The 21462-nt window shown below is 65.9% G+C and carries 17 protein-coding genes; 13 read left to right on the forward strand and 4 right to left on the reverse strand.

What is annotated here, in order from left to right:
- Nucleotides 1-136: 136 nt before the first annotated feature.
- Both V6V88_RS10155 and V6V88_RS10160 read left to right on the forward strand, forming a co-directional pair.
- Nucleotides 137-1783: an acyl-CoA synthetase gene (locus V6V88_RS10155; protein WP_338619176.1), complete on the forward strand. Its 1647-nt coding sequence runs from the start codon at nucleotides 137-139 to the stop codon at nucleotides 1781-1783.
- 141 nt (nucleotides 1784-1924) lie between these two features.
- Complete coding sequence (locus V6V88_RS10160) at nucleotides 1925-3781, forward strand: phosphoenolpyruvate carboxykinase (GTP) (protein WP_280003038.1); 1857 nt, start codon at nucleotides 1925-1927, stop codon at nucleotides 3779-3781.
- 85 nt (nucleotides 3782-3866) lie between these two features.
- Here the strand turns inward: V6V88_RS10160 and V6V88_RS10165 are convergent, their stop codons facing one another.
- The gene (locus tag V6V88_RS10165) at nucleotides 3867-4745 is read right to left on the reverse strand and encodes an aldo/keto reductase family oxidoreductase (protein ID WP_338619179.1); all 879 of its coding nucleotides are present in this window, start codon (nucleotides 4743-4745) and stop codon (nucleotides 3867-3869) included.
- Nucleotides 4746-4852: 107 nt separating this feature from the next.
- Here V6V88_RS10165 and V6V88_RS10170 point away from each other — a divergent pair, with 107 nt between their 5' ends.
- The 3 genes from V6V88_RS10170 to V6V88_RS10180 are packed head-to-tail and all read left to right on the forward strand — an operon-like array spanning nucleotide 4853 to nucleotide 7682.
- Nucleotides 4853-5758, forward strand: coding sequence for a LysR family transcriptional regulator (locus tag V6V88_RS10170; RefSeq protein WP_142049432.1), 906 nt, complete (start codon nucleotides 4853-4855; stop codon nucleotides 5756-5758).
- A 50-nt stretch (nucleotides 5759-5808) separates the two neighbouring features.
- A complete protein-coding gene (locus tag V6V88_RS10175; protein ID WP_062842075.1) occupies nucleotides 5809-6438 on the forward strand; it encodes a class I SAM-dependent methyltransferase in 630 nt (209 codons plus the stop codon).
- A 53-nt stretch (nucleotides 6439-6491) separates the two neighbouring features.
- The gene (locus tag V6V88_RS10180; RefSeq protein WP_338619184.1) at nucleotides 6492-7682 is read left to right on the forward strand and encodes a GGDEF domain-containing protein; all 1191 of its coding nucleotides are present in this window, start codon (nucleotides 6492-6494) and stop codon (nucleotides 7680-7682) included.
- Here the strand turns inward: V6V88_RS10180 and V6V88_RS10185 are convergent.
- Entirely contained in the window at nucleotides 7647-8957 is a 1311-nt protein-coding gene (locus V6V88_RS10185) for a sigma-54 dependent transcriptional regulator (RefSeq protein WP_062841806.1), read from the reverse strand. The genes V6V88_RS10180 and V6V88_RS10185 overlap by 36 nt on opposite strands.
- On the reverse strand, nucleotides 8954-10339 hold the full coding sequence (locus V6V88_RS10190) for a HAMP domain-containing sensor histidine kinase (RefSeq protein ID WP_223575232.1): 1386 nt from the start codon (nucleotides 10337-10339) through the stop codon (nucleotides 8954-8956). The genes V6V88_RS10185 and V6V88_RS10190 overlap by 4 nt, the downstream gene beginning before the upstream one ends.
- 343 nt (nucleotides 10340-10682) lie before the next feature.
- Between V6V88_RS10190 and V6V88_RS10195 the strand changes: the two genes are divergently transcribed.
- The 4 genes from V6V88_RS10195 (at nucleotide 10683) to V6V88_RS10210 (ending at nucleotide 14565) form a co-directional block, all read left to right on the forward strand.
- Nucleotides 10683-11168, forward strand: a complete 486-nt coding sequence (locus V6V88_RS10195; protein ID WP_223575234.1) for a tripartite tricarboxylate transporter TctB family protein — start codon at nucleotides 10683-10685, stop codon at nucleotides 11166-11168.
- Nucleotides 11169-11171: 3 nt separating this feature from the next.
- Nucleotides 11172-12692, forward strand: a complete 1521-nt coding sequence (locus tag V6V88_RS10200) for a tripartite tricarboxylate transporter permease (protein WP_280148704.1) — start codon at nucleotides 11172-11174, stop codon at nucleotides 12690-12692.
- Between the two features lie 71 nt (nucleotides 12693-12763).
- On the forward strand, nucleotides 12764-13258 hold the full coding sequence (locus V6V88_RS10205; RefSeq protein WP_223575239.1) for a hypothetical protein: 495 nt from the start codon (nucleotides 12764-12766) through the stop codon (nucleotides 13256-13258).
- A 47-nt stretch (nucleotides 13259-13305) separates the two neighbouring features.
- Complete coding sequence (locus V6V88_RS10210) at nucleotides 13306-14565, forward strand: putative Na+/H+ antiporter (protein WP_280148706.1); 1260 nt, start codon at nucleotides 13306-13308, stop codon at nucleotides 14563-14565.
- Nucleotides 14566-14670: 105 nt separating this feature from the next.
- Here the strand turns inward: V6V88_RS10210 and V6V88_RS10215 are convergent, their stop codons facing one another.
- Entirely contained in the window at nucleotides 14671-15534 is an 864-nt protein-coding gene (locus V6V88_RS10215; RefSeq protein WP_062841802.1) for a pirin family protein, read from the reverse strand.
- A gap of 172 nt (nucleotides 15535-15706) precedes the next feature.
- On the opposite strand from V6V88_RS10215, the gene V6V88_RS10220 reads away from it, so the two are divergent.
- The 4 genes from V6V88_RS10220 to V6V88_RS10235 all read left to right on the forward strand — a co-directional run bounded on the left by V6V88_RS10220 (nucleotide 15707) and on the right by V6V88_RS10235 (nucleotide 21451).
- Nucleotides 15707-16258, forward strand: coding sequence for a DNA-deoxyinosine glycosylase (locus tag V6V88_RS10220; protein WP_338619187.1), 552 nt, complete (start codon nucleotides 15707-15709; stop codon nucleotides 16256-16258).
- A 127-nt stretch (nucleotides 16259-16385) separates the two neighbouring features.
- Nucleotides 16386-17159, forward strand: a complete 774-nt coding sequence (gene dsrO, locus V6V88_RS10225) for a sulfate reduction electron transfer complex DsrMKJOP subunit DsrO (protein WP_062841801.1) — start codon at nucleotides 16386-16388, stop codon at nucleotides 17157-17159.
- 19 nt (nucleotides 17160-17178) lie between these two features.
- A complete protein-coding gene (gene nrfD / locus V6V88_RS10230) occupies nucleotides 17179-18213 on the forward strand; it encodes an NrfD/PsrC family molybdoenzyme membrane anchor subunit (RefSeq protein ID WP_062841800.1) in 1035 nt (344 codons plus the stop codon).
- Nucleotides 18214-18235: 22 nt separating this feature from the next.
- Nucleotides 18236-21451, forward strand: a complete 3216-nt coding sequence (locus tag V6V88_RS10235) for a tetrathionate reductase subunit A (protein ID WP_223575247.1) — start codon at nucleotides 18236-18238, stop codon at nucleotides 21449-21451.
- Nucleotides 21452-21462: the final 11 nt, after the last annotated feature.

Genomic DNA, 21462 nt, shown 5'->3' on the forward strand with positions numbered 1-21462 from the left:
AAAAGGGGCGGGCGGCCTGCCTGGCCGTCCGCGCGAGCGCCTATTATTGAGCGAGGGTCAACGCCGTGGCAAGGCGGGATGCAACCCGCCGCCGCGGCTCCTTCATGGCAACAACCATAATCATCAAGAGACAACCATGCTGCATCGAGCAGATTCCTACGCGCAAGTCCTGTCCACGTTCCAGTGGCAGGTGCCCGCGGCCTACAACATCGGCGTCGACGTGTGCGACAAGTGGGCGGACGGCAGCGGCCGGCTGGCGCTGATCTATGAAAAGAGCGATGGGGCGCAGACGCGCTACACGTTCGACCAGATCAAGTCGCAGTCGAACCAGCTGGCCAACAGCCTGGCGCGCTACGGCATCCGCCGTGGCGAGCGCGTGGCCATCTACCTGCCGCAGGCGCCCGAAACCGCCATCGCCCACGTCGCTGCCTACAAGATGGGCGCGGTGGCGGTGCCGCTTTTCACGCTGTTTGGCGTGGACGCCATCCAGTACCGGCTGGCCAACAGCGGGGCGTCGGCGCTCATTACAGACGCCGAAGGCTGCCGCAAGCTGCTCGAGATCCGCGACAGCCTGCCGGATCTGAAAGTGATCTATTGCATCGACGGCGAGGCGGGGGGTATGGAAGACCCGGTGGCCGCCGTCAATGCGCTGCCGTTTCAGCAGAGCCTGGCGCTGGAGGCTGACGCGTTCGACCCCGTGGCGACGGCGGCCGACGATCCGGCCGTCATCATCTACACCTCGGGCACCACCGGCAAGCCCAAGGGCGCGCTGCATGCGCACCGCGTGCTGCTGGGCCATCTGCCCGGCGTCGAGATGTCGCACGAATTTTTTCCGGAAAACGCCGTCCTGATGTGGACGCCGGCCGACTGGGCATGGATCGGCGGGCTGCTGGATGTGCTGTTGCCGTCGTGGCACCACGGCGTGCCGGTGCTGGCGCGTCGGTTCGAGAAATTCGACGGCGCCTCGGCGCTGGAGCTCATGGCACGCCACGGCGTCACGCACACCTTTCTGCCGCCCACCGCGCTCAAGATGATGCGCGGCTGCGAATGGCCCGGGGACGCCGGGCCGCGCGCGCTGCGCTCGGTGGCCAGCGGCGGCGAATCGCTGGGCGCGGAACTCATCGACTGGGGCCGCCGCGTGCTGGGCGTGACCATCAACGAGTTCTACGGCCAGACCGAATGCAACATGATCGTGTCCTCGTGCTCGTCGCTGTTCGCCCCCCGCCTGGGCGCCATCGGCCGCGCCGCGCCCGGTCACCGGGTCGCTATTGTGGATGACGCCGGGGCCGAGTTGGCCGATGGACAAGAGGGCAACATCGGCGTAATGCGCCCGGATCCGGTCATGTTCCTGGGATACTGGAACAACCCGGCGGCGACAGCGGAAAAATTTGCCGGCGATTATCTTCAGACCGGCGATATCGGCGTGCGCGACGCGCAAGGCTTCATCCGCTTCGTGGGCCGCAACGACGACGTCATCACCAGCGCCGGGTACCGGATTGGTCCGGGCCCAATCGAAGACTGCCTGCTCGGGCATCCCGCCGTGCGCATGGCGGCGGTGGTGGGCATGCCGGATGCTGAACGTACGGAAATCGTGGTGGCGTATGTGGTGCTGAAAGAGGGGGTCGACGGCGACGAGGCGCTGGTCAAGGCGCTGCAGGCGCATGTCCGCACCCGGCTGGCGGCCCATGAATATCCGCGCGCGATCCGGTTTGTAACCAGTTTGCCCACGACCGCGACGGGCAAGATTATCCGCCGGGAGTTGCGCGCCGGTTACCCGGGCTGAGCGGTCTCACACGGTGACAATCTCCTCCATGTGGATGGGTTGACGGGTTGCCCGGCGCTGCAAGTATGATGGCGCAAACTGGATACGGCCCCACTCAATTGGGGCCGTATCACCTTTAGCCAAAGTATGGAGATAACCCCAATGAATAAGCCTTTGGACGGGGGACTGGCAGCCTTGAACGTGCCCGCGTACGTCAAGCACCGCGGACTGATCGACTGGGTTGCCAGTTTCGTCGCGCTGGCCAAGCCCGATCGCGTCGTGTGGTGCGATGGCTCGCAGGAAGAGTACGACCGCTTGTGCGAGCAGATGGTCCAGTCCGGCACCATGCGCCGGCTCAACCCCGCCAAGCGCCCCAATTCCTACCTGGCGTGGTCCGACCCGTCCGACGTGGCGCGGGTTGAAGACCGCACCTTCATCTGCTCGGACCGCGCCGAAGACGCCGGCCCCACCAACAACTGGGCCGACCCGGCCGAAATGCGCGACACGCTGAACGGCCTGTTCGACGGCGCCATGCGCGGCCGCACGTTGTACGTGGTGCCGTTCTCGATGGGCCCGCTGGGTTCGGACATCGCCCACATCGGCGTCGAACTGTCCGACAGCCCGTACGTGGCCGTGAACATGCGCATCATGACGCGCATGGGCAAGCAGGTGTATGACGTGCTGGGCACCGATGGCGACTTCGTGCCCTGCCTGCATTCGGTCGGCAAGCCGCTGGCCGAGGGCGAGGCCGACGTGGCCTGGCCGTGCAACCCCACCAAGTACATCGTGCACTTCCCCAAGACCCGCGAAATCTGGAGCTACGGCTCCGGCTACGGCGGCAACGCGCTGTTGGGCAAGAAGTGCTTTGCGCTGCGCATCGCATCCACGATGGGCCGCGACCAGGGCTGGCTGGCCGAACACATGCTGATCCTGGGCGTGACCTCGCCCAAGGGCCGCAAGTACCACGTCGCTGCCGCCTTCCCGTCGGCCTGCGGCAAGACCAACTTCGCCATGCTGATCCCGCCGCAAGGCATGGACGGCTGGAAAGTCACCACCATTGGCGACGACATCGCCTGGATCAAGCCCGGCCCGGACGGCCGCCTGCATGCCATCAACCCCGAGGCCGGCTACTTTGGCGTGGCGCCGGGCACCAGCGAGCAGACCAACTTCAACGCCATGGCCACGCTCAAGGCCAACGTCATCTTCACCAACGTCGCGCTGACCGACGACGGCGACGTCTGGTGGGAAGGCATGACCGACACGCCGCCGGCGCACCTGGTCGACTGGCAGGGCAAGGACTGGACGCCCGAGATCGCGCGCGAAACCGGCCGCAAGGCCGCGCATCCTAACGCGCGCTTCACCGCGCCCGCCTCGCAGTGCCCGTCCATCGACCCCGAATGGGAAAACCCCAAGGGCGTGGTCATCGACGCGTTCATCTTCGGCGGCCGCCGCTCCACCACCGTGCCGCTCGTCACCGAAGCCCGCAACTGGGTCGAAGGCGTCTACATGGCCGCCACGATGGGCTCCGAGACCACCGCCGCGGCTGCCGGCCAGCAAGGCGTGGTGCGCCGCGACCCGTTCGCCATGCTGCCGTTCTGCGGCTACAACATGAGCGACTACTTCGGCCACTGGCTCAATCTGGGCAAGCAGCTCGAAGCCGCCGGCGCGACCCTGCCGCGCATCTATTGCGTGAACTGGTTCCGCAAGGGTCCGGACGGCAAGTTCGTCTGGCCGGGCTTTGGCGACAACATGCGTGTGCTGCGCTGGATGCTGGGCCGCATCGACGGCCAATCCAAGGGCGTGGACCAGGTGTTCGGCGTGTCGCCCAGCTACCAGGACATCGACTGGACCGGCCTGGAGTTCAGCCCGGACAAGTTCGAGCAGGTCATGTCGGTGGACGAGAAAGCCTGGCGTGAAGAGCTGGCGCTGCATCACGAGCTCTTCGGCCAGCTGTCGCAAGGCCTGCCCGACGAACTGCGGACCACCAAGACCGAAATCGAAGGCCGTCTGGCGGCCTGAGGCTGCTGGACCCTGTGGTCTGAACGAACCCGCCTGCTGTGCGCAGGCGGGTTTTTTTTGCGTGCAGCGGGTGCAGCCCAGGGGCTTAATGCGACTTGCTGGCCGCGATCCCGTCCAGCGCCTTGGCCACGTCGTCCGGCAGTTGCAGCGACGCGGCTGCCAGGTTTTCGCCCAGGTGTTTCGGGGACGACGTCCCCGGAATCAGCAGGATGTTGGGCGAACGGCGCAGCAGCCAGGCCAGCGCTGTCTGCATCGGCGTCGCGCCGATCCGCGCCGCGGCGTCGTTCAGGATGGACGACTGCAACGGGCTGAAGCCGCCCAGCGGAAAGAACGGCACATAGGGAATGCCTTCGCGCGCCAGGTCGTCGATCAGCGCGTCGTCGCCCCGGTGCGCGACGTTGTACTGGTTCTGCACGCACACGATCTCGCAGATGCCGCGGCCCTGCGCCACCTGCGCGGGCGTCACGTTGCTCAGCCCGATGTGCCGGATCAGCCCTTGCTGCTGCAGGCTCGCCAGCACGGACAGCGGTTCCTCGATGGAGCCTTCCGCCGGACCATGCACGTCGAACATGGCGCGCAGGTTGACCACGTCCAGCACGTCCCGTCCCAGGTTGCGCAGGTTGTCGTGCACCGCGCGGGTCAGCTGTTCGGCCGAGAACGCGGGATTCCAGGACGCATCGTCGCCGCGCACCGCGCCCACCTTGGTCACGATCACCAGGTCATCTGAATAGGGGGCCAGTGCCTCGCGAATCAGCTGGTTGGTGATGTGCGGGCCGTAGAAATCGCTGGTGTCGATGTGGTTGACGCCCGCGGCCACGGCCTCGCGCAGGACGGCCAGCGCGGCGTCGCGATCCTTGGGCGGCCCGAAGACGCCGGGGCCCGCAAGCTGCATGGCGCCGTAGCCAAGCCGATAAACCTGGCGCGAGCCGAGCGCGTAGGTGCCGCTGTCTGCGAGTTGAGTCATGTCTGATCCTGTTTTCGGTGAGAGGGAGGCATGGGCCAAACGATAGAACTTCCAGCGCCGCCTGATAAGCCAATACAATCCGCACGGCTTGTACGGAAAAATGAACAATGGCGACCGACCTCGATGACCTCAACGCCTTCGTCGCGGTGGCGCGCGCGCAAGGCTTTCGCGAAGCGGCCCGCACGGCCGGCACCAGCGCCTCGCGGTTAAGCGACACCGTGCGCCGCCTTGAGGCGCAACTAGGGGTGCGGCTCTTTAACCGCACCACGCGCTCGGTCGCGCTGACGCAGGCCGGCCAGGAACTGCTGGCCCGGCTGGCGCCCGCGCTGACGGAAGTGGAGGCGGCGCTGGACGCCGTCAACGTCTTTCGCGACAAGCCCGCCGGCACGCTCAGGCTCAATGTGCCGCTCAGCGCCGCGCGGCTCGTGCTGCCGTCCATCGTGCCGGCCTTCCTGGCCGCCTATCCCGACATCCGCCTGGAAGTCGTGGCCGAAGAGAGCTTCGTCGACGTGCTGGCCGCCGGATGCGACGCCGGCATCCGCTACGACGACCGGCTGGAACAGGACATGATCGCCGTGCCCATCGGCCCGCGCGTGCAGCGCTTCGCGGCCGGCGCCTCGCCCGCCTACCTGGACCGGCACGGGCGGCCCGCCCATCCCGAAGCCCTGATGCAGCACGCCTGCCTGCGGGGCCGATTTCCCAGCGGGTCGATGCCGCCGTGGGAGTTCGAGCGGGACGGGGAATCGGTGCGCATCGACGCATCGGGTCCGCTGGTCGTGCAAATCGGCGGCGCGGTCGACCTGGCCGTGGATGCGGCCATCGCGGGCGCCGGTGTCATGTATCTGTTCGAAGACTGGCTGCGCCCGCACTTCGAAAGCGGCGCGCTGGAACCCGTACTGGAGCCCTGGTGGCCGCAGTTCTCGGGACCGTTTCTGTATTACTCCGGCCGCCGGCTGGTGCCTTCGCCGCTCAAGGCGCTGATCGACTTCATCAAGGCGCGGCCGATTTCCTGAAAGGTGCGCTCGGTCTCGCAGGCCTGCGCCGTTTGATGCACAATCGCTCCATGCACCTGGATCCCGAAGACCTCGCCAAGATCACGTCCCTGACGCTCGCCCATTACGAAGAGAACGCCGATTCGTTCCAGGCCGGCACGCAGGACCACGACGTCAGCCAGAACATCGCCGCCTTGCTGCGCCATATCGACGGCGAGCCGCCCTTTGACATCCTGGATCTCGGTTGCGGACCGGGCCGTGACCTGAAGACGTTCCTGGCGATGGGGCACCGGCCCGTCGGCCTGGACGGCACGCCGCGGTTTGTGCAAATGGCCCGCGCGGCAAGCGGTTGCGAGGTCTGGGAGCAGGATTTCCTGCAGCTTCAACTGCCCGCGGCGCGCTTTGACGGCATTTTCGCCAACGCCGTGCTGTTCCATGTGCCGGGGCAGGAACTGCCCCGTGTGCTGCGCGAGCTCCATGCCACGCTGCGCCCGCGCGGCGTGTTGTTCAGCTCCAATCCGCGGGGCGGCAACCAGGAAGGCTGGAATCGCGGGCGCTATGGCGCGTATCACGATCTTGAAGGCTGGCGGGCGCTGATGCAGGCCGCCGGCTTCGAGGAGCTGGAGCATTACTACCGGCCCGATGGGCTGCCGCGCGAGCAGCAGCCGTGGCTGGCGAGCGTCTGGCGGCGGCGCGACTAGCGCCGGCTTCACGCCGGTGCTGGAAATCCGCTTCCCCTCTTGACGTCTCTCTCATGGTTGCCTCCACGCTCGTTGGCATGCTGTGCGCACACCTGCTGTGCTTTTCCGGCATGTTTCTGCTTATCAGCCGTCGTCTGCCTGGCAACAGGATGGGGATGGACTTCTTTGCTGTCGGCAACCTGCTGCTGGCGGCCGCCTACATCCTGCAACTCATCGAAGGCGGCCCCGCGTGGAGCCTCATGAGCGTCGTCAACCACTGCCTCACGCTGGCCGCCCCAATCGCCTATCTGCTGGGCGCCATGCGGTTCTTCGGGCATCAGGTCCGCTTGTGGCCGCCGCTGCTGGCATTCTGCCTCGTGTACGCCATGGCGCAATGGTGGGTGCAATGGCAGATGGGCCCGGAAGCCCGCTACGCCATGCTAGCCGCGTCGGCCACGCTGCTTTTCTTTGCGATGTCGGTCGCGGTGCTATGCGGCACACGAACCTTCGCCAAGGACTTGCGCGCGGAAATGATCTTCTTCGCGTGCCTGATTGGCGGGATCTGCGTGCTGAACGCGTTGAAGTTCCTGAAAATCATGGAGGGCGGCCTGGATGCCCTGCACATGGACAGCCGTTTCCAGATGATTTTCTACATCTATATGTCCACCCTCGCCACGATCGTGCCGCCGTCGATTGTCTGGCTGGTGCTGCGCCGCTTGACGGACAGCCTGCGGAATATGGCGGCGCGGGATCCGATGACGGATCTGCTCAACAGGCGCGGGCTCTCGGATGCGCTCGTCCAGTATTTCAATGGGCGCAATGCAAAGCCGGCGTATTTGCTGGTGTTGGACGTCGATCACTTCAAGCGCATCAACGACACCTACGGCCACCAGGCCGGGGACGAGGTGATTTGCCATGTGGCGGGGTTGCTGCGTGCGGGCGTGCGCCGTGGGGATCTGAGCGGCCGGATCGGGGGAGAGGAGTTTGTCGCCATTCTGCTCGAATCGGACGTGGCCGATGTGATGGCGCTGGCAGAGCGGCTGCGGGCCAGCATCGAGAGCCAGCCGATCCGTGTCACCGGCGCGAACGAGCGGCTGCGCTGCACCGTGACGATCGGCGTGTCGTCACGGTTCGATGGGGCGGATGCGCTGGAGGAAGCGCTGCGCGAGGCCGACGCGGCGCTCTATCGCGGGAAGGCGGCGGGGCGCAATCGGGTGGAGGTGGACCTTTCAACTCCCGGCGTCCTCGCCCCGAGCGGCGCGTAGCTTCTTCCATAGCGTCGTGCGCGAAATGCCGAGGAGTTTCGCGGCCTGCCCCATATGGCCACCCGACTCCGCAATGGCTTGCTGGATCGCACGCTGTTCGGCGCCAAACCGGGTGGCGGCCAGATCCGGCGTTTCCACAAGTTTGCTTTCCGGAAAGATGTCGCCGCTTTTGACCGTCGTGTCATCCGTCATGACCGCTGCGCGGGCGATGCGATTCTTCAGTTCGCGTACGTTGCCCGGCCAGGCGTAGTCGCACATGGCCTGCAGGGCGTCGGATGACAGCGCGGCCCCGGCGGGCGACTGCTGCGCCAGCAAGGCGCGCGCCAGGTCGGGCAATGCGCCCAGCCGTTGCCGTAGCGGTGGGACCGCGATGCTGGCCACGGTCAGCCGATAGTAAAGATCGGGACGAAACGTGCCTTGGGTCATTGCGGCTTGCAGGTCCGAACTGGTGCTGGACACAATCCGGCAATGCGTTTGCCTTGCGGCGCCGTCGCCCAGCGGCCGGTATTGGCCGTTTTCCAGTACGCCCAACAAGACGGCTTGCGCTCTGGGCGTCAGTTCAGCGACTTCGTCCAGATAAAGCGTGCCGCCGCTGGCTTGTGAAAACAAGCCCTCGCGCGCGGAGCTGGCGCCGCTGAAGGCGCCCTTCACGTGTCCGAACAACAGGCTTTCCACGAGCTCCGTCGCCAATGTGGCGCAATTGACCGCGACAAAAGGGCCCGCCGCGTAAGGCGAGCGCGTGTGCATGTAGCGGGCGGCACGGTCTTTGCCCGATCCCGTCTCGCCTTCGAAGAGCACCGGCAGCGAACTGGCGGCCAGGCGTTCAAGCTCCTGCGCCACCGCGAAGGTCTCGTCGTGTATTGCGAAGGGGTTTTCGAGGACGTCATCGTGAGGGCCGGCGGGTTGCGCGGCGATGACCGACCGGATGCGTGCCACCAGCGCATCGGTGTCGTAGGGCTTGGTCAGATAGTCGTTGGCGCCGGCCCCGACCAGCCGCACCGCCTGCGCGATATCGCCATACGCCGTCCCAAAAACCACGGTTGTGCTGGCCAGGTGGGGAATGAGGCGCCGGTATAAATCTTCCCCGGAGCCGTCGGGAAGCCGGATATCGGCCAACAGAAACGCCGGCCGCATGCGCGTCCGGCGAAACAGTTCGACCGCTTGCGCGCAGCTCTGCGCCCACTGCGCCGAAATGCCTTCAAGCCGCAGTCGCTGCAACAACGCGTGACCAAGCAGTTCGTCGTCTTCGATCAGCAAAACCTGTATGTCGTTCAAGGCGCTTGTTCCTGTATGCCAAAGGGTAGACGCACGGAAATGCGCGTGCCGCTTGCGGGGGACGTGACGCGCAGCCCTCCACGCATGGCTTTTATCAGATCGGCCACAATGCCCAGCCCCATGCCATCGCCGTCGGTCTGGCATCCCGTCAATGCGCGTCGTGCGGCGGGCGGCAAGCCTCTTCCGGCATCGGCCACATGCAGCGTCAGGGCGCCACCGCGGGCACGCGCGAAGACGCGCACCAGTTCGCCCGGCGCCGACGCCTGGATCGCGTTGAGCACCAGATTGAGCAACACCTGACGGACGGCGCCGGCGGGCAGCGCGAGGCGCCGCTCCTGAAGACCTTCGCAATGAAGTTCCACGCGCACGCCGCCCCGGCTGGCTTGTGCCCCCACCATCAGGCGGATGTCGGCGATATCCGCTTCACGCAACAGCGCGTTGCCTGGCCGAAAGGTGCGAAGGCTGGCGTCCACGACGGCTTGCAGGGTTTCGACGCCGCGTTCGATGAAGCCCAGCGACTCGCTGCGGACGTCGGCGCGGTCGCCGAATTGCCTGAGCGTCTGCACGGCGGTGCGCAACCCGCCCAACGGATTGCGCACTTCGTGGGCAAGCGCAGCCGACATTCTTCCCAGCACGGCCTCACGTTCGATGCGGGCGCTGCGTTGCGTCAGCGCTTCGCGTTCCAGCACGCCTTCAATCATCCAGTTGTAGGCCGACAGCAGTTGCTGCAGTTCGGGGTCCGTGGTGTTTACCGGCATGGGGCGCAGGCGATTCTCCGGGCCAGCGCGCAGCGCTTGCGTCAAGGAGATGATCGGGCGTTGAAGCCGTCGCGCCATGCCGAAGCACAACGCCGCGCCAATCAGGCTGATTGCCAATCCCACCAGGCCGAGTTCCCAGGCAAGCGCCTGCCGTTGCCGATGAAAATCACTGACATCAAGGTTGGCCACCACGGTTCCCAGCCCGGGCCGCGTGTCGTCCAGCAGGCGCCATGTCCACACGCCTTCCGATCGCGGGCTGACAAGCGTGCCGGCGGTGTCCACAAATGATGCCAGCGGAATCGGCTCGACCTCGGGATAGCGGGCCACGTGGGCCAGGATGCGGCGATCGGCGGTGACCACGGCAAGGGTTCGATCGACCACGCCCAGGTGCGTATCCAGTGCCCGGTTGAGCACGTCGTCCATCTGCGCGGTGTCTCCGGCGCGCACCGCCGGAAGAATCGCCGCGGACAGGCCGTCCAGATACACCTGTCCCAAATTGGCGACCTGCCTGTCGAACTGGCGTGACACGCCATGCAGCGCCAAGGAAATCAGCGCGGCGGATATCACGAGGAACAGCAACGAGACGGCAAGCGGAATTCTTGCAGTGAGGGGCAATCGGAGCATGCGAGGCGCCAGCAGGCGGAAAAGGCCGATTATGCCTTGGACGATTCGGGCATTGCAGTTGCAAGCAATGGAAAGCGAGCGGCGCGTGGACAAGATCCGTGCCAACCGCTTATCCGGTGAGAAATCGCCGGGCGTTGTTCACTTTTGTGAACATGCCGTGTGAACGGCTGTTCATTCATTCACGCCAGCGTGAACGTCTCTGGCCGCCGCTGCTGGTTTACCCGAATTTCGCGCGTCCAGCCGTGAAAGCGAATTGCAAGGCGTCCTTCTTAAAGTGCCTCCTCCTTCGGCTCGCGACAATCCGCGCGCCAGGATCTTTCGACAACAAACAGGGGAGCAAGCCGTGGGCAGCACCATATTTTCCAGAAAGCGCGATTTATGGGGCGGGGCGTTCATTGCCCTGTGCGGCGCGCTGACTATTCTTGAAGCGATCTCGTACAACATCGGGGAACTGGCCCGGATGGGCCCCGGTTATTTTCCCCTGATGGTCGGCTGCTTTCTGGTGGCGCTGGGCATCCTGGTCCCGCTTAGCCCCGACCCTGATGAAGTGCAGGAAGAGATGTTGGAAGAGCAATTGCCCCAGCCAACGCAGCGTGAGCGCGTGCGCGGCATGGCGTGCATCGCGGGCGGCATCGCGCTGTTCATCATCCTGGGCAGTTACCTGGGATTCCTGCCCGCCACCTTCGCGCTGGTGTTTGTCTCTGCGCTGGGCGATACGTCCAACTCGGTCAAGTCCGCCGCCATCCTCGCGCTTGCGATGACCGTCTTTGGCGCGGTGGTGTTTTCCTGGGCGCTGCAACTGCAGTTTCCGATGCTGCGCTGGGGTTGAATCATGGATCTTTTCGATAACGTATTGCATGGCTTTTCCGTGGCGTTGCAGTGGGAGAACCTGCTGTGGTCGCTCTTTGGCGTCTTCATGGGCAACATGATCGGCGTGCTGCCGGGCATGGGCGTGCTGGCGGCCATCTCGATCCTGCTGCCGCTGACCTACGCGATGACCCCGGTAGCCGCGCTGATGATGCTGGCCGGAATTTACTACGGCGCGCAGTATGGCGGCGGCATCACCTGCATTTTGCTGAATTTGCCCGGTACGCCGTCACACGCGGTGACGTGCCTGGACGGCAATCCCCTGGCCCGGCAGGGCAAGTCAGGATCGGCCCTGTTCATGCTGGTCATGGCGTCCTTCGTCGGCGCCAGCGTGGGCATCGTCATCATGATCCTGTTTTCGCCGCTGCTGGTTGAGGTTGCTTTCCAGTTCGGCCCGGCGGAATATTTCTCGATGATGATGCTGGGCTTGTTTGCTGGCGCAACGCTGGCCAAGGGCTCGGCGATCAAGGGCATTGCAATGGTCTTTCTCGGGTTGCTGCTGGGTGTCGTGGGCACCGACGTCAACACGGGAACCATCCGCTACGGCTTCGGCGTCATTGAACTGAGCGACGGCATCCCGCTGGTGGCGCTGGCGATGGGCCTGTTTGGTCTTGCGGACTTCTTTGCCAACGTCAACCGCATTGGCAAGGCCACCACCGTGGGCGCGGGCCCCAAGATGTCGGTGCGCCCGGAACCCGGCGATATCAAGAAATCGGCCATGCCGGTCGCACGCGGCAGCGCCATCGGCGCCGTCCTGGGCATCTTGCCTGGCACGGGCGCGACGATCGCGTCGTTCATGTCCTATGCCGTGGAAAAGCGCGTTTCGAAGACCCCCAAGCGCTTTGGCAATGGCGCCATTGAAGGCGTGGCGGGTCCGGAAGCGGCCAACAACTCGGCCGCGCAGACCAGCTTCATTCCCACCATGAGCCTGGGCATTCCCGGCGACTCGGTGATGGCCCTGATGCTGGGCGCGCTGATCATCCACGGCATTCAGCCTGGTCCGCAGATGGTGACCGAACACGCCGACCTGTTCTGGGGGCTGATTGCCAGCTTCTGGATCGGCAACATCATGCTCGTCGTGATGAACCTGCCGCTGATCGGCATGTGGGCAAGACTGTTGAAAGTCCCCTACAAGTATCTTTTTCCGTCTGCGCTGTTCTTCGTGTGTGTCGGCGTCTACAGCACCAACAACAACCTGTTCGACGTGGGCATGGTGCTGGTGCTCGGCCTGGTCGGCTACCTGTTCCTGAAGCTGCGGTTTTCCCCCGCGCCGCTCTTGCTGGGTTTCGTGCTGGGTCCGATGGTCGAAGAGAACTTCCGCCGTGCGTTGCTGTTGTCGCGTGGCAGCATGAGCGTCTTCGTCGATCGTCCGATCAGCGCCGGTTTTGTCTACGCGATCCTGGCACTTGCCGCCTGGCTGGTGTTTTCGACGGTGCGCAATCGCAAGCGCGTCCGTGAGCTTGAGCGCGTCCAGGCCAACGCCTGACCGCCAAGCGGCGACGCGCCGATATTCGGGGGCCACTGGCTGGCCCCTTTTTGTATTTACAGGAGGGAGTGATGAAGCAACTGGGGCTGAGTCAGGACACCAACAAGGCCGGACAGGCGCTGACGGTCGTTCGCGAGCTTCCCTTTGTGGAATTCATCGAACTGCTTGAATTCAGCCACTTGCGCTTTGACCTTCCAAAGCGCGGCTCCACGGCAACCTTGGTCGGTTCTCAGGAATGGAACCGGCAAATCCAGGATGACGCGGCCGATCCGGGTTCTGTCTATGTCTGCACGACACTCGACGCGCTGCATCACGCGGTGCTGCCCCCGGAAGACGCCGTACTGAAAATCGACATGCCCTCAAAGAGCCGCGTGCGCCTGCGAACGCTTTCACGCCAACGCGGGCGGCCCGCATCTCAGCCGTGCGTGCGCGTGGATTTGCAGGGACTGATACGGCGTGTTCTCGTGCCCGCCAATGCGCCTGCGCACCTGTTCGACCTGGTCAGGCATGTCGTCATGACGCGCCTCTGGGTGGAAGTTGCGCGGGTCTCGTCCGCTCGGTTCTGACATCCGGGTCACAAACACCCATCCCTTTTTCACACAGGAACGCCAACGTGACAGAGTCCGGTCTGCAAATCCTCGCCGCCATCGTGTTTGCGATTGCCCTGCTGCACACCTTTTCCGCGCCGATCTTCCTGCGCCTGGCGCATCGCAGCAAACGTCATGGCGGTCTGCTGCATCTCTTGGGTGAGGTCGAAGTCGTTTTTGGATTTTGGGCGGCGATCCTGCTCATTCTGATGGCGTTGGCCGCCTCGGGCAGCACGGCGCTGGCGTATGCCGAATCGCGCAACTACACGGAACCGGCTTTCGTATTTGTCGTGATGGTCATCGCGGCCTCGTTGCCGGTGTTGACGGTGGTGATGCGGCTTGTGGAACGCGTCGCGCGGGTCCTGCCCGTTCAGGATCAGACCGCCAAGGCGTGGCTGTGCCTGGCGCTGGTTCCGTTGGCGGGATCCCTGGTGACCGAACCGGCCGCCATGACGATTGCGGCCATGATGCTGGCGCCCCAGGTCTTCCATCGCGACATGCCGGAGCGGCTGAAGTATCTGGCGCTGGGTGTCCTGTTCGTGAACATCTCGATCGGCGGGACGCTGACGTCCTATGCGGCGCCGCCCGTTCTGATGGTGGCCTCGACGTGGGGGTGGGATAGCGCGTTCATGTTCACCACGTTTGGCTGGAAGGCGGCGCTGGCCGTGCTGGTCAACGCCACGCTCGTGACCCTGTTGCTGCGTCCTTACCTGCGTTCTGGGGATGTGTTGTCGGCCAGGAAGGCCGCGGCGCCAATGTCGCCGGTCGTCATCGCCGTGCACCTGTTCTTTTTGGCCGCGGTCGTGTTCACCGCGCACCACCCGATCATCTTCCTGGCGCTGTTCCTGTTTTTCATCGGTTACACGCAGGCTTACAAGGCCAGTCAGAGTCCGCTCATCATCAAAGAGGCGCTGTTGGTCGGCTTCTTTCTTGCAGGGCTGGTCGTGTTGGGCGGCATGCAGCAATGGTGGTTGCAACCCATCGTGAGCGGGCTCGAACCCAACGTGCTGTTTGTGGGCGCATTGGCGCTGACCGCAATCACGGACAATGCCGCGCTGACCTATCTGGGTTCACTCATTGACGGCATTTCCGACCAGGCGCAGTACATGCTGGTGGCCGGCGCGGTGGCTGGCGGCGGGTTGACCGTCATCGCCAACGCGCCCAATCCGGCGGGCGTGGCGTTGCTTCGAGGCGGTTTCGCCAATGGTGCGGTCGGCATGCTTGGGTTGTTGTCTGGTGCGCTGGTGCCCACGGCGATTGCCGCTGCGTTCCTCTTTTTTCTTTGAACTGTCGATTCCGCCCGCTCAGTGAACAAGCCGGCGCGGGGAGGGCCCAAAACGCAAAAAGCCGCGCAAGATTGCGCGGCTTTTCCCTTCACGATGCGGCAACCCTTACCCCATCTGCCCATACTTTCCGGCATTGAAGTCCTGGATCGCCTCGACGATTTCCGCTTGCGAGTTCATCACAAACGGCCCGTACCCGACCACGGGTTCATCGATCGGCTCCCCGCTCAAGATCAAAAACACCGCGTCGTTATTCGCTTCGACCGTGATGTCCTCGCCCTCTTTGGAGAACAGTGCCAATTGCGCATCCCGCGCGACGGATTCGCCGTTGACCAGCACCGTGCCGCGCAGCATGACGAGCATGCTGTTGCGGCCCGCGGCAACGGGGAAGGTTGCCGTCTTGCCCGCCGTCAGCTTCACGTCCCACACGTCCATCGGCGTAAAGGTCCGGGCCGGGCCTGTTTGGCCAGCGTAATTGCCAGCGATCACGCGGAGCGTGCCTGCGTCGTCGGGCAGGTCCACGACCGGTATGTCTGCGTTCAGAATGCCCTGGTAGCCGGCCGGCGCCTTCTTGTCCTTGGCGGGCAGGTTGACCCAGAGCTGCACCATTTCCAGTTTGCCGCCCGTGCGGGTGAAGGCGTGGGAATGGAATTCCTCGTGCAGGATGCCGGACGCCGCCGTCATCCACTGGACGTCGCCGGGGCCGATGACGCCGCCGTTGCCGGTGGAGTCGCGGTGTTCGACTTCACCGCTGTAGACGATGGTCACGGTCTCGAAGCCGCGGTGCGGGTGCTGGCCGACGCCGCGGGGCTGGCTGGCCGGACCGAATTCGGCGGGACCGGCGTAGTCCAGCAGCAGGAACGGGCTGGTGTCTCGGCCCTTGTCGTTGTACGAGAACATGGAGCGCACCGGAAATCCGTCGCCCACCCAGTGGGGACGGGGGCTGGCGTGCACGCCGAGGATCTTCTTCATGGTGAGGTTTCCTGTTGCGCGGCCCCTTCGGGGCCGTTCGTCATAGGCAAGAAGATAAGGGCGGATCGGCATTCCCGGTAGTGCTCGTGATTGATAAGCACCGTTCCATGTGGCGAACGATCAATGCGGGCGAGGCGGGCGGGCCAGCCTCGCGGCGGGTATCCTTCCGGGCATGGACAAGATCAGGGACGACATCGCGGCGGCGCGGCGCGAGGCGGTGGTTACGGGATTTGCCCCGGTGGTGGGGGACGGCCCGCGCGTGCTGGTGCTGGGCTCCATGCCGGGCGTGGCGTCGCTGCGGCAGGCGCAGTATTACGCGCATCCGCGCAACGCATTCTGGCCGCTGGCGGCGCGGATATTCGGGTTTGACGCCGGGCTGGGCTACGACGAGCGGTTGCAGGCACTGCGGTCGAACCGCGTGGCGCTGTGGGATGTGCTGCAGGCGTGCGAACGGCCGGGCAGCCTGGACGCCGATATCCGGGGCGACACGCTGGTGCCGAACGATTTCAACGCCTTCCTGGGCCGCTATCCCTCGATCGCGCGCATCTGTTTCAACGGCGCGAAGGCCGCGGCGATGTTCCGGCGGCATGCGTTGCCCAACCTGCCTGCTGCCGCCTCGATCCAGTTTTTTGAACTGCCTTCGACCAGCCCCGCGCATGCTTCGGCCAGCTTCGCGCAAAAGCTGGCGGCTTGGGAACCGGCGCTGACGCTTCCAACGCCCTGATGGGGCGTCCGGGCCAACCGCCCGCCGCCACCCTGACTCCGTCCCCCAATTGACGCTTATCAAGGCGCTATATAACTACAGGTGATAAGTTAATTTCCGTAACACCTAAACGTTTCGGAGTTTAACGATGCACACCCCCACCAGCCCCCCGGAAACACCGCTGCCGGGCAAGCGTGGCTTTCTGAAAGGGCTGCTCGGCCTGGGCGCCGCGGCCACCGTCATTCCCATTCATGCCGACGCCGCGCCCGGGCTCAACGGGCAGCCGCCGCGCCGGCCCGGCATGGCAGGCAAGCGCTACGGCATGGTTGTCGACATGCGCAAATGCATCGGCTGCCAGTCCTGTACGGTGAGCTGTTCACTGGAGAACGTGCCGCCCATCGGGCAGTTCCGCACCACCGTCCTGCAGTACGAGGTCACGCCCGACGCGGGCGGGCCGTGTTCGATGGTCATGCTGCCGCGCCTGTGCAACCACTGCGACAAGCCGCCCTGTGTGCCGGTCTGCCCGGTGCAGGCGACCTTCCAGCGCGAAGACGGCATCGTGCTGGTCGACAACGCGCGCTGCGTGGGGTGCGGTTACTGCGTGCAGGCCTGTCCCTACGATGCGCGCTTCATCAATCACGAGACCCAGACGGCCGACAAGTGCACGTTCTGCGAGCACCGGCTGGAAGCGGGGTTGCTGCCCGCTTGCGTGGAAAGCTGCGTGGGCGGCGCCCGGGTGATCGGGGACATGAACGATCCGGACAGCGCCATTTCGCACTTGCTGGCCGAACACAAGGCCGACATCAAGGTGCTCAAGCCCGAGATGAAGACCGATCCCCACGTCTTTTACATCGGCCTGCCCGATGCGTTCGTGCATCAGGTCGACGGCCAGGCCGGCGTGCGCCTGGCGGGCGGCCACTGAGCCAAGGAAGGGGACACTCATGCAAATATCTGAATTGCTCACGCCGGTCTACGACGCCGCCTGGCTGCCTTGGGCCGTGCAGTATTTCTTTCTTATCGGCATCAGCGCCACCACCGCGCTGACCGCCGCCTTCGCGGCCTTCGGCCGGGCCGACTCCGACGCGCGCCGCCTGCTGCCGGCGGCGGTGACGGTGCTGCTGGTCAGCGCCATCGCTGCGCCGGTGTCGCTGTTGGCCGACCTGCACCAGCCCGGCCGCTTCTGGCACTTCTATGCGCACATCACGCCGTGGTCCTGGATGTGGCTGGGGGCATTGCTGCTGCCGGTCTTCGTGACGCTGGCGCTGCTGTTCTGCGCGGCGTGGTGGTGGGGCCGGATGGGGTGGCTGCGGGTGGTGGCGGCGGCACTCGCGCTGTCGGCGCTGTCCATTCTGGTCTACACCGGCGCCGAGGTCATGGTGCTGCGCTCGCGGCCCTTGTGGCACACCGTGTTCCTGCCGGTGAACTTTGCGCTGACCGCCTGGCTGGGCGCGCTGGGCGCGATGTTCCTGGTGGGCCGGTGGCTGCCCGGCGGACTGCGCGTGTTGCCGGTGGCGATGCTGCGCCGGCTGAGCGTGACCGCGGTCGTGATGATGGCGATGGGCGCGGGGGCGTGGGCGTTGCTGGGCCTCTCGGGACTCGATGCGTCTTTCGAGGCGGCGCTGCGGCTTTTCGCGGACTTTCCGGTCTGGCGTCTGAGCCTGGCGGGCGCGGTCATCACCGCCTTCTGCATCGTCGCGCTGCTGCAGCGGCCGGCACGCACGCTGGCCGCGCCCCTGCCGTCGGCCGCGTTGGCGCTGACCATGCTGGGTGCGGCGTGGATCTTCCGGTGGGTGGTCTTCATGAGCGTGCAGGGCGTGCCCAAGTACGGCGCGGGGCTGTACCTGTACGACATGCCCTGGGGCAGCGACGGACTGCTGGGCATGGTGGGCGTGCTGGGGCTGTGCGTGGCGCTGATCACCGTCGTGACCTGGGCCCTGGACATCTTCCCCGCGCGCACACGCGCCGTGGCCGCCTGAGCGCGCGCCGAGACGAAAGCACATGGATAAGAACGCAATGGACAAGCAACACAAAGACGACAAGCCCGGCGCCGCGGACGACAGCCCGGATCTGCCTCGCGACGAGGCCCGCCGCAAGCTCATGGTGCGCGGCGGCCTGGCGGCCGGCGGCATGGCGGCGTTTGCCGCGGGCTACGGCGACACGGTGGTCAAGGCGGTCAAGGGGCTGGCGCAAGGCACGGCCGGCGTGCCGACGGCGCATGCCGTGCGCGGCAACTCGCTGCCGCCAGAGTTCCGCATCGACCCGCTGACTGGTGCGCTCAGCGCCCAGCCGGGGCAGACGGTCAGCCCGTCGAGCTGCCTGGGCTGCTGGACGCAATGCGGCGTGCGGTTGCGCGTGGACACGGCCGAGAACCGCATCCTGCGCGTCGCTGGCAACCCGTATCACCCGCTGGCCACGACGCGGCCCGCGGCCATGGAGACTCCGGTGCGCGAGGTCTACGCGCAATTGGGCGGCGACAGCGGCCTGGAAGGGCGCGCCACCTCGTGCGCGCGCGGCTCGGCCATGCTGGAACAGATGGACAGCCCGTATCGCGTGCTGCAGCCCTTGAAGCGGGTGGGCAAGCGCGGCGAGGGCAAGTGGCAGACGATCAGCTTCGAGCAACTGGTCGAGGAAGTCTGTGAAGGCGGCGATCTGTTTGGCGAAGGCCACGTGGACGGCCTGCGCGCGATCTACGACCGCGAGACGCCGCTGGACGCCGACAATCCCGAGTACGGCGCGAAGGTCAACCAGTTCCTGTTCACCGACGCGTCCAACGAAGGGCGCACGCCGCTGATCCAGCGCTTTGCGGGACAGTCCTTCGGCACCCTCAACTTCAGCAATCACGGCTCGTACTGCGGGCAGAGTTTCCGGGTGGGGGCGGGCGCGGCGCTGGGCGACCTGAAGGGCATGCCGCACGGCAAGCCGGACTGGGACAACGCACGTTTCGGGCTCTTCATTGGCGCGGCGCCGGCACAGGCGGGCAACCCTTTTCAGCGCCAGGCCCGTCAGCTGGCCGAGGCGCGCGTGCGCCCGCAGGAATCGGGATTCAGCTACGTGGTGGTGTCGCCCGTGCTGCCGGCCTCGTCCAGCCTGTCGGCGGGATCGGGCAATGAATGGGTGCCCGTCAATCCGGCTAGCGATCTGGCGCTGGCCATGGGGCTGATCCGCTGGATTCTGGACAACGAACGCTTCGACGCGCGCATGCTGGCGCAGCCGGGCCCCGCCGCCATGAAGGCGGCGGGCGAATCGGCGTGGACCAACGCCACGCACCTGGTGGTGGCCGAACCGGGCCATCCGCGCCTGGGCGCCTTTTTGCGCGGCGCCGATATGGGCTGGGCGCGCCCGGCCGACGCGGACGAGAAATGGGAGGACGTCTACGTCGTGCGTCTGGCGGACGGCACGCTGGCGCCGCACACGACGGCCTCGCCGGCCGCGCTGTTTGTCGACGAGCCGGTCGTCGCGCCGGGCTTGGCGGGTCCGCAAGCGGCGCTGCGGGTGCGCACCTCGCTGGACCTGCTGCGCGAAGAAGCGCGCCGCAAGACGCTGGACGAGTACGCCGCGCTCTGCGGCGTGCCGGCAGCGAAAATCGCGTCCCTGGCCGAGCGTTTCACCAGTCACGGCAAGCGCGCCGTGGCCGATGCGCACGGCGGCACCATGAGCGGCGCGGGCTTTTACACCGCCTACGCCATCGCCATGCTCAACACGCTGGTGGGCAACCTGAACGTGGAAGGCGGACTGGTGCTGGATGCCGGGCCGTTTCCGCCTTACGGCGCGGGGCCGCGCTACAACATTGCCGGCTTCGCGAACAAGGCCACGCCCAAGGGCGTGTCGCTGTCGCGCAACCGCTTTCCGTACGAAAAATCCAGCGAATTCAAGCGCAAAAAGGCCGCGGGCCAGCCTGCCTATCCGGCAGCCGCGCCGTGGTATCCGGCGACGGGGGGCCTCAGTTCCGAGATGCTGGCTTCGGCGCTGGCGGGCTATCCGTACCGCGCCAAGGTCTGGTTCAACCACATGAGCAACCCGGTCTACGGGATTGCCGGGTTCAAGCACGTGGCGCTGGAAAAGCTGAAGGACCCGCGCATCCTGCCGCTGGCGGTGTCGATCAACCCTTTCATCAACGAGACCAACGCGCTGGCCGATTACATCGTGCCGGACACGGTCACGTACGAAAGCTGGGGCGTGTCGGCGCCGTGGGCGGACGTGGTGGCCAAGGCCTCGACGGTGCGCTGGCCCGCCGTGCAGCCGCGCGTGGCGCGCACGGCCACGAACGAGCCGGTTTGCCTGGAGACCTTCCTGATCGCGTGCGCCAAACGCCTGGCCATGCCGGGATTCGGCGAGGGCGCGATTTCAGACAAGGAGGGCGCCAAGTACGCGCTGGATACGCCCGAGGACTTCTTCCTGCGCGGCATGGCGAACATCGCGTTTGCCGCGGGACGGCCGGTGCCGCAGGCCAACGACGACGACATGGCGCTGACCGGCGTCGATCGCTATCGCGACCTGCTGCAGGCTAAGCTCAAGCCTGCCGAATGGCGGCAGGTGGCCATGCTGATGAGCCGCGGCGGGCGATTCGACCGGATGGACGACGCCTGGACGCAAGAGGGCGGCCAGACGCGCCGCACGCGCGTGGCGCACGCCAAGCCGCTGCAGGTGTGGAGCGAAGAACTGGCGGGCTTTCGTCATGCGATGACGGGCGAGCGGTACAGCGGCTGTCCCACCTGGTATCCGACCAGGCTGGCGGACGGGCGCGACATGCGCGATGCGTATCCGCGGCAGGAGTGGCCGTTCCTGCTGAGTTCGTTCAAGTCCAATCTGATGAGCTCGATGTCGATTGGCGTGAGCCGCCTGCGCCAGGTGCATCCGCACAACCCGGTGTCGATCAACCGGCAGGACGGCGAACGGCTGGGCATCCGCAACGGCGATACGGTGCGCATCGTCACGCCGGGCGGGTCGGTGACAGGGCCGGCGTTGCTGCGCGACGGCGTGCAGCCGGGCGCGGTGGGCATCGAGCACGGCTACGGCCACACCGAGCTGGGCGCGCGCGTCCATGTCGTCGATGGCAAGCCAATGCCGCATGATCCGGCGCTGGCCGCGGGCGTCAACCTGAACGACCTGGGTTTTGGCGACGCGACGCGGGGTCAGCACGCCAACGTCTGGATCGATTGGGTGTCGGGGGCGGCGGTGCGGCAAGGCCTGCCTGCCCGGATCGAGCGGGTCTGACGGCTGGGGGG

The sequence above is a fragment of the Achromobacter sp. E1 genome, from assembly GCF_037039475.1.
GTDB classification, from domain to species: Bacteria; Pseudomonadota; Gammaproteobacteria; order Burkholderiales; family Burkholderiaceae_B; genus Achromobacter; species Achromobacter mucicolens.